This is a genomic window from Desulfovibrio sp., assembly GCF_035644575.1.
Classification (GTDB): Bacteria; Desulfobacterota; Desulfovibrionia; order Desulfovibrionales; family Desulfovibrionaceae; genus Desulfovibrio.
In genome coordinates this window covers 1-13,114 of the sequence record NZ_DASQOG010000187.1, presented here as the reverse complement: position 1 = coordinate 13,114, position 13,114 = coordinate 1, and the positions used below count along the sequence as shown (strand labels likewise).

Here is a 13,114-nt window from a genome sequence, read left to right as displayed (position 1 = left end):
GCTCAGCAGGAGCCTGGTACACCAGACGCACATAAAAGCCGCGCATCAGTTTGCGAACCGGGTAGGCGAGGTCGCGCATGCCCCAATTGTCCACTTCCACCATGACGCCCTTCTCACGCTCGATGATCGCGGTAAGGGCGGCAATGGTGCCCTCGCGAGTATCGGCGGAAAGCTCCGGGGAAAGGAGCAGCAGGGTTTCAAATTTCCGCATTGGTATTCTCCTTTTGGATTGGCAGCCCACGCCACACAGGGCGCGAGCAAGGAACGAGTCTTATACTTCCGGCAAATGGGCCTGTCAAGCCGAAATTTGCAGACAGCCGAAAACCTGCGCGGGCAGGGGGATGCAATGCCCTATGCGTACACGCGCGGGTTCATGCCGCCAAAAAGGCAGAGCACTTCGTAGGAGATGGTTCCCAGCGCATCGGCAATGTCCTGCGGCGTCACCGCCTTTTGCCCTGCTTCGGCGGGGCCGCCCACAAGCCATGCCGTGTCGCCCACGCGCACGGGCGGCAGACCGCTGACATCGGCCATGATCATGCCCATGCACACCCGGCCCACCTGAGGGGCGCGCCGTCCGTTGATGAGCATGGAGGCACGTGTGGAGAGCGAACGGTTGAAAGCCGTGGCGTAACCAATGGCAACAACCGCCACGGTTGCAGGCTTCTGCGCCGTAAACAGCCGACCATACGACACGCTGCGGCCTTCGGCCACCTGACGTACTTCGATAATGGGCGCGCTGACGCTCATGGCCCATTCCAGACCGAGCGCGGCGCCCTTGCCTTCCCACGAGGTTCCCGCAAAGGGATTGCCGCCGTAGAGCGAAATGCCGGGGCGGCATACCTCGAAATGCGCTTCGGGGCGGCCTATGGTGCCAGCCGTATTGCAGAGCGAGCGCTCAATATCGGGAAATGCCGCTCGCAGCATGTCAGACATGGCGGTAAAGCGCTTGATCTGATCCTGCGAATAGGCTTCCTGCTCCGGCACGTCGGCGCACGAAAAGTGCGATATGACCATGGCCGGGGAGATGCCCGGGATGTTGCGCAGGCGGTCGATGACATGGGGCAGTTCTTCCTGTGAAAAGCCAAGGCGGCCCATGCCGGTTTCGCACTTTATGGCAACGCGCAGGGTGCGCCCGGCGTGGCAATGGGCGGCGGCACGTTCAAGCTGGTCAAAGTTGCCCACCACCGGGGTCAGGCCCTGCATGGCGGCACCCTGCCATTCCACATCGGTGAGCGCGCCCAGAAGCGGCACAACGGTTTGCCGCAGGCCCGCATCGCGCAGGGCCATGCCTTCTGATACGGTTCCCACGGCAAAGCGCCGCGCCCCTGCATCAGACAAAACCCGCGCCACAGGCACAAGGCCGTGCCCGTAGGCGTCGGATTTGATGACCGGCATAAGCTTTTCAGCCTTGCCCATGCGTCCAAAATTACGGCGGATGGAGGCCAGATCAATGTGGCACAGCGATGGTGAAAACGTGCAATCGCTCACAGGGAATTCCCTCATTTGAACTTTGCTGAAGGACATTCTGCGCGGTTTGTCCGCGCACCGCACATGGCGGCAGCGAAGGGTCGCCGTCCCCTGCGGCCCCCCGGCGCAAAGGCCCCGGCCCTTGCGCGCAACACCCTTTAATGAAAGGGGGCAACCTTAACAATATTGGCCCCAAGGCACAACAATTTGCCGTGCGGCTTCCGCGCGGCTTTTGCTGCAAAGCATAACTTTTGAGCCGGTATTTGCGAATTTCTGCTCCTGATCCGCCGTGCTCCCCCTCTTGCGCAGGGCGGCGCTTGCGGCTACTCTGCGCGGCATGTCCCAATCCGTATTTACCATCGAACACACCGACGGCGCGGCCCGCGCCGGGGTGCTGCGCACGGCTCACGGCACTATCCCCACGCCCATATTCATGCCCGTGGGAACCGTGGGATCCGTCAAGGCGCTTGCCCCGGATGATCTGGCCGCCATTGGCGCGCCCATCATTCTGGGCAATACCTATCACCTTTATCTGCGCCCCGGCGATGAGCTTGTGCACAGGCGCGGGGGGCTGCACAAGTTCGCCTCCTGGCCTGGCTCCATCCTGACGGACAGCGGCGGTTTTCAGGTATTCAGCCTGAGTTCGCTGCGCAAGATCCGCGAGGAGGGCGTGGAGTTCCGCTCGCACCTCGACGGCTCAAAGCATCTGTTCACGCCTGAAAAGGTGCTGGAAATCCAGCGCAACCTGAATTCAGACATCATGATGGTGCTTGACGAATGCGTGCCCTTTGGCGCGGATTACGCCTATACGGAAAAATCTCTGGCCCTGACCACGCGTTGGGCCAAGCGCGCCATGGACGCCTATCCGCCCGGTTCGGCGCACAATCTGATGTTTGGCATCACGCAGGGCGGTTTTTACAAAGACCTGCGCGAGCGCTCGGTGAACGAACTGTGCGCCATGGATTTTGACGGTTTTGCCATTGGCGGGCTTTCGGTGGGCGAGCCGAAAGACAAGATGTACGATCTGCTCTACCATACTGCGCCCCTGCTGCCCGGTGAAAAGCCGCGTTACCTCATGGGCGTGGGGACGCCGCTGGACATTGCCACAGGTATCCATGCCGGGGTGGACATGTTCGACTGCGTGCTGCCCACCCGCAATGCGCGCAACGGCACGCTCTACACCTCGCTTGGCAAGATCAACATCAAGCGGCGCGAATTTGCCGAGGATGACGGCCCCCTTGATCCCAATTGCCGTTGCTACGCCTGCCGCAATTTTTCGCGGGCCTACCTGCGGCATCTGTATGCCAGTCAGGAGTTGCTGTCCTTCCGGCTCAATTCCCTGCACAACCTCACCTATTTTCTCGATCTGGCGCGCAATGCGCGTCAGGCCATCGTGGAAGGGCGCTATATGGATTTTCTGGCGAAAATCACGGCCCTGTATCCGGACGAAGCCGCCCGCGCCGCCGCTGGCTCGTAATCGCAACAAATACCATCCATATAAAGGGAGGGAGCGTTATGGTTCCCTCCCTTTTTGCGGCAAAAGAATACGCCTTCCTGTCAGCCGCCCTTGGCCATGTTCATGATCTGTTGCAGCAGGTCTGTAAGGTAAGGGATGTTCATGCTGATGATGCGGGCCAGTATCTTGTAAAGAACGGCCAGCACCAACGATGCGCCAATGCTGAAACCCAGCCCTCTGGCAATGCCCGAAAGAAAGTTGAGCCAGAGTATCTTGCCGGTTTTTTGCGACAGCCGGACGTATTCCGTGAGGCCTGCATTGTCGAGGCGTTGCAGCAGGAGTTCGGCATCGGTCTGTCTGGCTTCAGTTCGGTTGTCCATTGATCCCCCTCGCGCGGAGTGCCGCTTGGGGCCGAGTCTATACGGTAAGCTCCCAAATAACAAAAACCCGTGATACTGCAACCACGGGTTTGAAAATGTATGTTGTGCTGTGCGGCAGCTGCGGGGCATGCCCCAGCGGGGTCAATCTCTATGCCTGAATGTGCTCCAGCCCGCATTCGCGCTGCTCGCGGCGGCGTACCAGCCAGAAGACAAGCAGCGATCCAGCCAGTTTGCTCAGGCTCATGGTAATGACAGACCATGGTGTGGCAATGCCGATCATGCCCAGAAACACGATGCTGTCCAGCGGCGCGCCCACAAGGCTTGAGATGAGAATGCGCTGCGAGAAGGGGCGGCGGGTAAAGGTGTATACCGCCCAGTCGCCCAGTTCGCCCACGGCAAAGGCCGCGGCGCTTGCCAGCGCGAGCTGCGGGCTGGCCATGAACCAGCTTACCACGCAACCCACCAGCATGCCCCAGAGCACATGATGCCCCACGCGCCGCTGCGCGTAATCACGCACCACAAAAATAAAGCCCACGATGAGCGAAAGGGGAGCCCACATGTCGCCATTGGGCAACTGGATGAGCGGGGTGACAGAAAAGGCGAAGTTAACGCCCACAATAAGTGCAATATAGGTAAATAAGCTGAACATGGGCGGGAGAGTAGGCATTGGCGTGCCTGTAGTCAAGGGCGGGCTGTGGAATGCCCCGCTGTTTGTCGGGTGACAGAAGTATAATAATGGTGGGCTGTTCGGCGGCAGGGAAAATGCGCGTGCTGCCCCGTGATCGATTTTTGCGCCCGGTTTTGCGGCAACGTCTGTACCCTGCATGTGTCCGGTTTGGGGGCAAAGGGTGGGCCGGGGCGATGCTGCGCGTCTTGACCCCGAAGCGCGGATGTGGGACAGAAAGCCAGTTATAGTATGTTTCTAGAGTAAAGTTTACTCTGAGTGTGCCGGGCAGGTGCGCAAACCCACGCCCGCCCGAACGCGGAAGCGCAATTTCTTTGAGATGTTAGCCCGCATAGGGCGGCCTTTGTCGTGCCAGTGCGCCCGCGCCCTGCAAAATTGCCAGAAAATTATCCGTCGAAGTTTTCGGCGGTAGAGGCTGGATGTTTCCAGCCGGGAGAAAGAATGTCGGATCAGAACTATCGTTGCGGCTGGGTCGCGCTTATGGGGCCGCCCAACGCGGGCAAATCCACCCTGCTGAACGCCTTGCTCGGCCAGAAGGTGACCATCGTCACCCCCAAGCCGCAGACCACCCGCAATCAGATTGTGGGCATCCTCACGGATGAGAAAGCCCAGGTTATTTTTATGGATACGCCGGGGCTTGCCCAGGTGCGCGGCCGGCTGAGCAAAACCATGCTCCAGGCCGTGTGGCAGAGCCTTGCCCAGGCCGAAGTCATCATGCCCGTGCTTGATGCCCACCTGTACATCCGCCATCCGGAATTTCTGGACCGCGACCTTGAGCCGCTGTCCAGGGCGCTTTCCAACGATGACCGGCCCATGGTCGTTGTGGTCAACAAGGTGGATCTGTTCTCGGACAAAAGCCGCATGCTGCCGCTTTTGACCCGTCTGAGTGAAATGTGGCCCAAGGCGGAAATATTCCCCACCTCGGCCCTGAACCGCGATGGCCTGCCGGATCTGGCAAAACTTATCCGCTCCAAACTGCCCGTTGCTCAGGCCCAGTTCCCCGAAGACCAGATTTCCACGGCCCCCATGCGTTTCATGACTGCGGAAATCGTGCGCGAAAAGCTCTTCCTGCATCTGCGCCAGGAAGTGCCTTATTCCGTGGCCGTGGACGTGGAAAACTGGGAGGAAGACGAAGAGCGCGGCCAGACTGTGATCCACGCGGTCATCTACGTGGGACGGCCCATGCACAAGGCCATGGTTATTGGCCGTGCGGGCGCTTCCATCAAGCAGATAGGCATTGAGGCCCGCAAGGAAATTCAGGATCTGGTGGGTGGCAAGGTGCATCTGGAACTTTGGGTCAAGGTGCGCGAACACTGGACGGAAGACGCCGCCTTCCTGCGCGAGATGGGCCTGATGGCGGAGTAGTCATGGGCGATACCTTGTTGCTCGAACGCTATGCGCGGGTGCTTGACCGCATTGACGCGGCCTGCGCATCGGCTGGCCGCCCCCGCGAAAGCGTGAGGCTTATTGCCGTTTCAAAACTGCATCCGGCGGAATCCCTGGCCCAGGTGGCCGCCGCCGGGCAGATTGATTTTGGCGAAAACTACGTTCAGGAGGCCTTGCAAAAACGGCAAGACCTGAGCGCAGACCCGGCCACAGCAGCGCAGTGCGCCGGGATTCGCTGGCACATGATCGGTCATGTGCAAAGCCGCAAGGCTCCGCTGGTGGCGGGGGCTTTCAATCTTGTGCATACCCTTGATTCCCGCAAGCTTGCGGATGCTTTTGAACGACGTCTGGCGGAAGGCGGTGCGCGCCAGCCCGTGCTGTTTGAAGTAAATGTTGGTGGCGAATCGCAAAAATCCGGTGTGATGTCTGCAGATTTGCCGGAATTGGCCGATTATGTTCTTGAGCATTGCCCGCACCTTGAGGTGCAGGGCCTCATGTGTCTGCCGCCGGTTTTTGACGCGGGCGATGCAGCGAGGCCCCATTTTGCAAGGCTGCGTGAATTGCGCGACGCCTTGAGCACCCGCCTTGGCCTGCCCCTGTCCGAACTTTCCATGGGCATGAGCGGTGATTTTGAAGGCGCAGTGGCCGAAGGGGCTACCATGGTGCGCATAGGTACGGATATTTTCGGGCCGCGACCTGCCAAGGTGTGAACAGCTTTGGCACAAAGTCTGCTACATGCCATGCAGACTTGAATGACTTGAGCGGTTCGCATTCATGACCCCACAATAGCGGTGGAGTACGTATGGCGGCCAAAGAAAAAGAATCAAAGGCCCTGCCGGAAGGGCAGGCTGAAAATCCTAAGAAGGGCTCCAAGGCCAAGCGCATCGTCATTATTTTGGCGATCTTGCTTATCACTCTGAGTGGCGCTGGCATTGGCGGCTATTGGTGGTTTTTCATCCGCACGCCGTCTTCGGCAAGTTCTGCGCCTGCTGAAGCTGCATCTGCGGATGCCGCAGGCAAGGGAGCGGCGGGCCAGACAGGCGCAGGCGGTTCTGGCGGCGCAGGCGGCGCATCCGGTCATGCCGGGGCGGGCGGTTCTGGCGGCGCGGGCGGCGCGGGTGACGGGCGCATTGAACGGCAGGGCGATCTGCCGCGCAGCGGTGGGCAGGTCTTGCCTCTGCCGCCCATAACCGTGAACATTTCCGACCCCTCGGGGCGGCGGTATCTCAAGCTGGGGATGGAGGTCGAGGTCAATGCGGACGTTGCCGCCGCATTGCAGGCCAACAATCCGCGTATCCGCGATGCCATCATCATGCTGCTGGCGGGTAAGACGTTTAATGATATCTCCACGCCTGACGGCAAGGTACTGCTGAAAGCGGAGGTAGCCGCGCGGCTGAACCAGATTCTGGGCGCGCAAAGGGTCATACGCGTATATTTTACCGACTTTGTAGTGGAATAGCGCGGGAAGCTCTGCCTCTGGCGGCCTCTGGCAGCTGATTTTTGTGCGGAAGCGGTTTCAGATAGAGGCTTTTGGCAGCCAAGCCCGTTGCGGGGCGCTCCGTTGCCGCGATGCCGCCCGAATTTCGGGTGAGCATGTTGGAATAGAGAATGAGGTGACGTATGTCGCAGGAAGATCAGGAAGCCTTGGCGGCCCAGTGGGCCGCGCAACTGGAAGATGAAGCCAATGCGGCAGAACCTGCTGCGCCTGCTGCTGATGCCGCGCCCGCTGGCGCGGCTGGCGGAACATCCGGCGCAGGGCTGGATGAAGAAGCCCTGGCTGCCCAGTGGGCTGAATCACTGGCGCAGGATGAAGAAGACAAGGGCCCGACCTCCTTTGGCGGCGCAGGCGCAGGGCTTGGCGGTCGCCCGGTAGACGCGCATTTTCAGGACATGACTGAAATGGCCCGTCAGCCCAAGGACAACAAGCTCAAGCGGGAGCTGGATTTTATTCTGGATATTCCGCTGGATGTGTCTGCCGAACTTGGGCGCACCCGTCTGCTTATCAACGAACTGCTGCAGCTTGGTCAGGGTTCTGTGGTTGAGCTGAACAAGCTGGCTGGCGAACCGCTGGAAGTATTTGTGAACGGCAAGCTGGTGGCGCGCGGCGAAGCCGTGGTCATCAACGAAAAGTTCGGCGTGCGCCTCACCGACATTATCAGTCCCATTGAAAGGGTGAAGCAGCTTGGCTAGCCTGCCGGTGCTGCTGGCCGCCGCCGAAGGCGGCCTTTCGGGGAGCGCGGTGCGCGGCGTGGTCACTTCTGGCGCGCAAGGATCCGCTACAGCGGTGCCGCCAGGGCTGGAACAGACAGTGGCTGCCGCAGCCGAGCAGATGCTGCGTGGGCTGGACATGGCCGCGCAGGCCGCGCAAAGCGTTGGCATTGCCACGGAGCAGGCCGCAGCCTCGCTGGTGGAACCGGCTTCAGCGCTTGGGCAATCGTCCTTTTCCTGGAGCAGCTATATCCAGGCCGTGGGCATTCTGTTTTTGCTGGTGGCCGTGCTGTGGCTGGCTGTATGGCTGGCGCGCCGTTTCGGCAAGTTCAATTTTCTGCCGCGTCCGGGGGCGCTCCCGCGCGATGCCCTGGTCATGGAGGCCCAGCTTCCTCTAGGGCCGCGTAAGGGCTTGATGGTGGTACGCTTCTTGAATAAAAGGTTGCTGCTGGGCGTTACCGACCAGCAGATTACCCTTCTGACAGAGGAGCAGGCACAGCATGAGCCAGAGAACGCCGATTTCAAACAGATCATGGAAGAAGCCCGTCGCGGCGCTGGCGGCAGCTAGCCTCTTCATCCTCCTTATGCCGGTTCTGGCCCTTGCGGCTCAGGATCTGGCCATGCCCACAATGCAGCTCACCTTGGCCGGTGGGGCGCAATCGCCGGAAAAGGTTTCGGTGCTGCTGGAAATTCTCTTCCTGCTCACTGTGCTTTCCGTTGCCCCGGCCATCATGCTCACGGTCACCAGTTTTACCCGCATCATCATTGTTTTCAGCTTTCTGCGGCAGGCCATGGGCGTGCAGCAGTTGCCTCCCACCCAGATTCTTGCCAGCCTCGCCATTTTTATGACGGTGGTCATCATGTATCCCGTGGGCAAGCAGATCAATGATAACGCCCTGCAACCCTATCTGGCCGAACAGATCGACTACAAGGTGGCGCTCGACAGGGCGCAGGCCCCTTTGCGCACCTTTATGTTCAAGCATACGCGCGAAAAGGATCTCTCTGTCTTTTACTCCATCAGCAAGATGGAAGCGCCGCGCAGCAAGGAGGAAGTCCCCACCATGCTGCTGGCCGCCGCCTATGTCATCAGCGAGCTTAAAACCGCCTTTACCATCGGCTTTCTCATCTACATTCCTTTTCTGGTGCTGGATATGGTCATCTCCAGCGTGCTGCTGGCCATGGGCATGATGATGCTGCCGCCCATGATGGTGTCCATGCCCTTCAAGCTGCTGCTCTTTGTCATGGTGGACGGCTGGAATCTGCTGGTCGGCTCGCTGGTGAACAGCTTTCTGCTCTGACCGGCGCTCTGCGTACAGCTTTGGCCCGGTTTTTGCCTAAGGGTTGGAAAGATTCGCACACCGTCAATTTTCAGGAGTCACCCATGTCCCCAGATTTCGTCATCGGTTTCGGTCGGCAGGCCATTGAACTTTGCTTGATGATGTCCTTGCCCATGCTTGGCGTGGGCCTTGGTGTGGGCGTGGTAGTGAGCATTATTCAGGCGGCAACCCAGATTCAGGAAATGACGCTGACCTTCATCCCCAAAATCGTGTGCATGTTTCTGGCTCTGCTTATGGCTCTGCCCTGGCTCATGGAGCGCATGATTACCTTTACACGCGACGTATTCATCAATATCCCCACTTATATCCGGTAAAGACTGCCTTACGGGTCGCCCTTATCGGCGCGCACAACCCGCTCCGCCATCCGCGCATCCTTGCGCTGTGCTGGCATGGGGCGGGTTTTTTGCGTCCAACAATGGATGGTTTGCGAACTTGTGCAGACGTGACGCCCAAAGGTTCATATTCTGTTGCATGGGGCGTTTCAGTTCTGATATGGGCAGCAGCATAACTGTATCTTGCACAGTTAGTCTGCTATTCTTGATGTATAAAATCTATCTAATAAAAATCTAGAGAAAGTTTAGGGTTTTTTTGTTTGCAATAAAAAAGGAAGTGCGGCTGCACTTCCTTTTTTATGCTGTCAAGAGCTTGTCTGAACTGTGCAAAAAGGGCCAATTGTGTTGGCGTGCTTTTTGCTTTGGGATTTGCTGAGCAGAAATTGCCCTACGATGCAGAATTCTTTGCCCTGTGCGCTGCGGCAAGGCCCAGCAGTACGGCTCCGGCTTGCGCCACATTGAGCGAGTCAAAGGTGCGGGCAAGCGGAATACGCAGCATGTGCGCGCACCGTTTGGCAACGCCGGGCCGCAGGCCTTTGTCCTCATTGCCCAGAACCAGCACGGCAGGCAACTGCATGGGTTCATCAAAGGCATTGAGGCTTGATGGGCCATCGCCGCCCGCGCCGTAAATGGTCAGGCCAGCTTCTTCGGCGCTGTCGAGGGCGTGGCCCAGGTTGGTGACGCGGGTTACGGGCAGTTTTTCCAGTGCGCCCGCAGCTGCCCTGCGGGCTGCAGGGCCAAGGTAGGCGCTGTTGTGCTGGGGCAGAATGATGCCCGCGCCGCCCAGAGCATACAGGGTGCGGCAGATTGTGCCCACGTTGCCGGGGTCTTGCACCTGGTCAAGGGCCACAATGAGGGGCAGGGGGGCATCGCCTGCTGCGGCCAGCAGGTCGGCAAGTTCGGTAAAGCCGGTTGCGGCCAGACGGGCCACAACTCCCTGATGGGAAACGCCGTCACGGCCTTGACGCCCCTGGGCAGTTTGACCGCCAGCGCCACGGCACAGACGGTCAAGGGCCACCTGGTCTACCAGGCTGAAGCGCACGTTGTGCTGACGGCAAAGGTTCAGCACTTCCTGCGCATCGGGGCCACGCAGGCCTTTTTTGCAGAAGACGCAGTCGATGCGCTGGGGCTCGCTGGCAAGCAGTTCCAGCACAGGTTTGAGGCCCGGCAGCAGCGGGGCTTGTTCAGTTTCATTATGCATATGCGCCTCCGGGCTGTGTGCATTGGCCGCCGTGCGGCCTGAGTGATTGGAGAGGATTGTGCGGGCAAGAACCCGCTAGAAATATTTATGCGATATGCTGCGCGGTTGCGCACGTGTGTGGGCTTTTGGCAGTCCATGCCGTGGCCTCGCGCACGGGGAAGGAACAGTCAGCCCTTGGCGGCTGTGTACGCATCTTCCCGGCAGATGGCAAGCCGGGGCGGAAAAGGGGAGGGAACAATGGTTGCAGCATCGAACAGGAACGGATCGGCAATGGCAAGACTATTTTTTCTGGCTGTTGTCTGCTGTCTGCTGCTTGCCGGGGGCTGCGCCTCTCGGCAAGGCGGCGACTCCGGAGGAGGATTGTCGATGTCTGTGCCGGAAGAAGATACTTCTCCGCCGCTGACGGCCAGTGAAACCGCCGCCCTCAACACCACCGGGCAGGTGGACAAAAACATCCCCGAAAGCGCCATGGCGGACGTAACGCGCCAGTACAAATACTTTTTGCGCAAGGGCCGCCCTACCATGAGCGCATCATCAAAAAGGGCGGAGCAGTTTCTTGCCTATGCCAAGCGCGTGTTCCGCTCGCGGGGCATGCCGGAAGATCTGGCCTATCTTGCCATTGTGGAAAGCGGTTATCGTAGCGAGGTGCGCTCGCCTGCCGGGGCCGCCGGTGCATGGCAGTTCATGCCCTATACCGGGCAAAAGTATGGGCTGAATCAGGACTGGTGGACGGATGAACGGCTTGATCCATTTAAATCCACCGAGGCAGCGGCGGACTACCTGCAAAAACTCTATGGCGACTTTGGCGACTGGCCCACGGCCGTTGCGGCCTACAACGCCGGAGAGGGCAAAATTGGCCGCGCCAAGCAGGGCACCGGCGGGCGTGACTTTTTCGAAATCAAATCGCGCAACCATATGCTGGACGACAAGGCACAGCTTCGCGATGAAACCAAGCAGTATGTGCCGCGCTATCTGGCTGTGACCAAGATCATGCGCAACCTTCCCCAGCTTGGCTTTGATCCAATCCATCCCGACAATGCGCCGGGCGTGCTGCGCCTGACCGCCAAACCCGGTACGGACCTGGCGGCTGTGGCCCGCGCCTGCCGTATGGATATGGACGAGTTCTCGGCATTCAACCGGCACCACAAACGCCCCATGACCGACACCAGCCGCACTACATATATATATGTACCGGCAAGTCGGGAACGGGCGGCTCAGGCATTTCTGTCTTCACCCCAGTGCGCGCCCTATGCGGGGTGGGCTCCCAGCACGGTGGCTTCCAGCGCCGATTCGTGGGATAAAATCAGCCGTCGATGCGGTGTGCCTGTGGCTTCGCTGCGGGCTGCCAATCCGGGCAATCCCTATTTGAAAGCTGGCGAAACGGTGCTGGTTCCGCGCTCGGTGAACATGTCTGCCCAAGCAGTGGCGGCTCTGGATGCCAAACCGGCCAAGGGGCAAGCCAAGGCGGGCAAGTCCGGCAATGAGGCTGCCAGCCGGGAACCGCAGGGATCCTCGGCACGGGTGGTTGCCGCCAATGATGGGCCAAAGCATACCCTGCGGGCGGATGAAACGCTCAGTTCTGTGGCTCGTAAATATGGTGTGAGCGTGCAGGATATCCAGCAGTGCAATGGCATTTCTGATCCGCACAAGGTGCATGCGGGCGCTGTGCTGCGCATCCCGGCCCAGGGCGGCGGTCAAGGCAGCGGCCAGAGTCATGGTCAGGCTGTGGCCGCAGTTGGGCGGCCGGTGGCTGCCGGGCCTGATGGGCGTCTCGGCAAGGATCGGGACAAGGACAAACCTGCCAAGGCAGCCAAAACCAGCAAAACTACCTACACAGTACAGGCCAACGATACCTTGTGGAAGATCGCCCGCACCTACAATGTGAGTGTGGATGACCTGAAGCGTTGGAACAGTGTGGACGAAAAGAACCTGCGCACAGGCGCGCGTCTGGTTGTGGAACAGTAGGCTGAAAGCCGCGCGGTTGGCCCGTTTGCGCAGATATGGATGAATTGTTTTGTAAAAAAATGCATTTGTTGCTTGACTTGCGGGGGCCTTTAAGGCAATTTCCCCCTTCGCGACAAGGGAAAACGGTTAAGGGAAACGCAAGCGAAAAGAATTTTCGCGGAAACGAAAATAACGGTTGACTCCTGAAGCGAAGGGGAGCATAATCGCTCCTCGCGATTGAAGAAAACGACTCGGCTCCACCGTGAAACGAAAGTTTCACGAAACGGAAAAAAGTTGTTGACTTCGAAAGCAAAGGGGAGCATAAACGCTCCTCGCGATTGAAGAAAACGACTCGGCTCCACAGTGAAACGAAAGTTTCACGAAACGGAAAAAAAGTTGTTGACTTCGAAAGCAAAGGGGAGCATAAACGCTCCTCGCGATTGAAGAAAAACGACTCGGCTCCACAGTGAAACGAAAGTTTCACGAAACGGAAAAAAGTTGTTGACTTCGAAAGCAAAGGGGAGCATAAACGCTCCTCGCGCCTTGAGAAAAACGACTGACGGTCGCCGCGAAAAATTTTCGCGAAACGGAAAAAAGTTGTTGACTCGGGGAACGAAAGAGGGCATAAACGCTCCTCGCGCCAAGCGGCAACGAGCCGGGCTGGCGGGCCGAAGAGGCCAAGTGGTTCATTGACAAGTGAATAGCGAGTGGGAAGAAA

14 protein-coding genes are annotated in these 13,114 nt (G+C 59.2%); 9 read left to right on the top strand and 5 right to left on the bottom strand.

Annotated elements, in window-relative coordinates; genetic code table 11:
* Both rpsF and alr read right to left on the bottom strand, forming a co-directional pair.
* The coding region (gene rpsF / locus VEZ52_RS10705) for a 30S ribosomal protein S6 (protein WP_324836797.1) at positions 1 to 211 on the bottom strand (211 nt) is incomplete at its 3' end.
* Between the two features lie 140 nt (positions 212 to 351).
* Positions 352 to 1,488 (bottom strand): alanine racemase, encoded by a 1,137-nt coding sequence (gene alr, locus VEZ52_RS10700; RefSeq protein ID WP_324836796.1) that lies wholly within the window; start codon positions 1,486 to 1,488, stop codon positions 352 to 354.
* A 316-nt stretch (positions 1,489 to 1,804) separates the two neighbouring features.
* Between alr and tgt the strand changes: the two genes are divergently transcribed.
* Positions 1,805 to 2,944 carry a tRNA guanosine(34) transglycosylase Tgt gene (gene tgt, locus VEZ52_RS10695; protein WP_027181006.1) on the top strand — a complete coding sequence of 380 codons (1,140 nt, stop codon included), beginning with the start codon at positions 1,805 to 1,807 and terminating at the stop codon, positions 2,942 to 2,944.
* Between the two features lie 80 nt (positions 2,945 to 3,024).
* On the opposite strand, the gene VEZ52_RS10690 is transcribed toward tgt, so the two are convergent.
* Both VEZ52_RS10690 and VEZ52_RS10685 read right to left on the bottom strand, forming a co-directional pair.
* Positions 3,025 to 3,303, bottom strand: a complete 279-nt coding sequence (locus VEZ52_RS10690) for a DUF5665 domain-containing protein (RefSeq protein WP_324836795.1) — start codon at positions 3,301 to 3,303, stop codon at positions 3,025 to 3,027.
* Positions 3,304 to 3,451: 148 nt separating this feature from the next.
* Entirely contained in the window at positions 3,452 to 3,970 is a 519-nt protein-coding gene (locus VEZ52_RS10685) for a VUT family protein (protein ID WP_192112801.1), read from the bottom strand.
* A 459-nt stretch (positions 3,971 to 4,429) separates the two neighbouring features.
* Here VEZ52_RS10685 and era point away from each other — a divergent pair, with 459 nt between their 5' ends.
* The 7 genes from era (at position 4,430) to fliQ (ending at position 9,233) form a co-directional block, all read left to right on the top strand.
* On the top strand, positions 4,430 to 5,353 hold the full coding sequence (gene era, locus VEZ52_RS10680) for a GTPase Era (protein WP_324836794.1): 924 nt from the start codon (positions 4,430 to 4,432) through the stop codon (positions 5,351 to 5,353).
* 2 nt (positions 5,354 to 5,355) lie between these two features.
* Complete coding sequence (locus VEZ52_RS10675) at positions 5,356 to 6,084, top strand: YggS family pyridoxal phosphate-dependent enzyme (RefSeq protein ID WP_324836793.1); 729 nt, start codon at positions 5,356 to 5,358, stop codon at positions 6,082 to 6,084.
* A 92-nt stretch (positions 6,085 to 6,176) separates the two neighbouring features.
* Positions 6,177 to 6,833, top strand: a complete 657-nt coding sequence (locus tag VEZ52_RS10670; RefSeq protein WP_298995859.1) for a flagellar basal body-associated FliL family protein — start codon at positions 6,177 to 6,179, stop codon at positions 6,831 to 6,833.
* Between the two features lie 161 nt (positions 6,834 to 6,994).
* Positions 6,995 to 7,564 (top strand): flagellar motor switch protein FliN, encoded by a 570-nt coding sequence (fliN, locus tag VEZ52_RS10665; RefSeq protein ID WP_324836792.1) that lies wholly within the window; start codon positions 6,995 to 6,997, stop codon positions 7,562 to 7,564.
* The gene (gene fliO / locus VEZ52_RS10660; RefSeq protein ID WP_324836791.1) at positions 7,557 to 8,150 is read left to right on the top strand and encodes a flagellar biosynthetic protein FliO; all 594 of its coding nucleotides are present in this window, start codon (positions 7,557 to 7,559) and stop codon (positions 8,148 to 8,150) included. The genes fliN and fliO overlap by 8 nt, the downstream gene beginning before the upstream one ends.
* Before the next feature lie 16 nt (positions 8,151 to 8,166).
* Positions 8,167 to 8,880 carry a flagellar type III secretion system pore protein FliP gene (fliP, locus tag VEZ52_RS10655; protein WP_022659839.1) on the top strand — a complete coding sequence of 238 codons (714 nt, stop codon included), beginning with the start codon at positions 8,167 to 8,169 and terminating at the stop codon, positions 8,878 to 8,880.
* Between the two features lie 83 nt (positions 8,881 to 8,963).
* A complete protein-coding gene (gene fliQ, locus VEZ52_RS10650; protein WP_324836790.1) occupies positions 8,964 to 9,233 on the top strand; it encodes a flagellar biosynthesis protein FliQ in 270 nt (89 codons plus the stop codon).
* A gap of 406 nt (positions 9,234 to 9,639) precedes the next feature.
* On the opposite strand, the gene VEZ52_RS10645 is transcribed toward fliQ, so the two are convergent.
* Complete coding sequence (locus VEZ52_RS10645) at positions 9,640 to 10,452, bottom strand: RNA methyltransferase (protein ID WP_324836789.1); 813 nt, start codon at positions 10,450 to 10,452, stop codon at positions 9,640 to 9,642.
* Positions 10,453 to 10,722: 270 nt separating this feature from the next.
* On the opposite strand from VEZ52_RS10645, the gene VEZ52_RS10640 reads away from it, so the two are divergent.
* Complete coding sequence (locus tag VEZ52_RS10640; RefSeq protein ID WP_324836788.1) at positions 10,723 to 12,417, top strand: lytic transglycosylase domain-containing protein; 1,695 nt, start codon at positions 10,723 to 10,725, stop codon at positions 12,415 to 12,417.
* The last annotated feature ends 697 nt before the right edge of the window (positions 12,418 to 13,114 follow it).

Coding starts and splice junctions, on each gene's coding strand:
- tgt (WP_027181006.1), top strand. CDS start 1,805: ATGTCCCAATCCGTATTTACCATCGAACACACCGACGGCGCGGCCCGC.
- VEZ52_RS10690 (WP_324836795.1), bottom strand. CDS start 3,303: ATGGACAACCGAACTGAAGCCAGACAGACCGATGCCGAACTCCTGCTG.
- VEZ52_RS10685 (WP_192112801.1), bottom strand. CDS start 3,970: ATGCCTACTCTCCCGCCCATGTTCAGCTTATTTACCTATATTGCACTT.
- era (WP_324836794.1), top strand. CDS start 4,430: ATGTCGGATCAGAACTATCGTTGCGGCTGGGTCGCGCTTATGGGGCCG.
- VEZ52_RS10675 (WP_324836793.1), top strand. CDS start 5,356: ATGGGCGATACCTTGTTGCTCGAACGCTATGCGCGGGTGCTTGACCGC.
- VEZ52_RS10670 (WP_298995859.1), top strand. CDS start 6,177: ATGGCGGCCAAAGAAAAAGAATCAAAGGCCCTGCCGGAAGGGCAGGCT.
- fliN (WP_324836792.1), top strand. CDS start 6,995: ATGTCGCAGGAAGATCAGGAAGCCTTGGCGGCCCAGTGGGCCGCGCAA.
- fliP (WP_022659839.1), top strand. CDS start 8,167: ATGCCGGTTCTGGCCCTTGCGGCTCAGGATCTGGCCATGCCCACAATG.
- fliQ (WP_324836790.1), top strand. CDS start 8,964: ATGTCCCCAGATTTCGTCATCGGTTTCGGTCGGCAGGCCATTGAACTT.
- VEZ52_RS10645 (WP_324836789.1), bottom strand. CDS start 10,452: ATGCATAATGAAACTGAACAAGCCCCGCTGCTGCCGGGCCTCAAACCT.
- VEZ52_RS10640 (WP_324836788.1), top strand. CDS start 10,723: ATGGCAAGACTATTTTTTCTGGCTGTTGTCTGCTGTCTGCTGCTTGCC.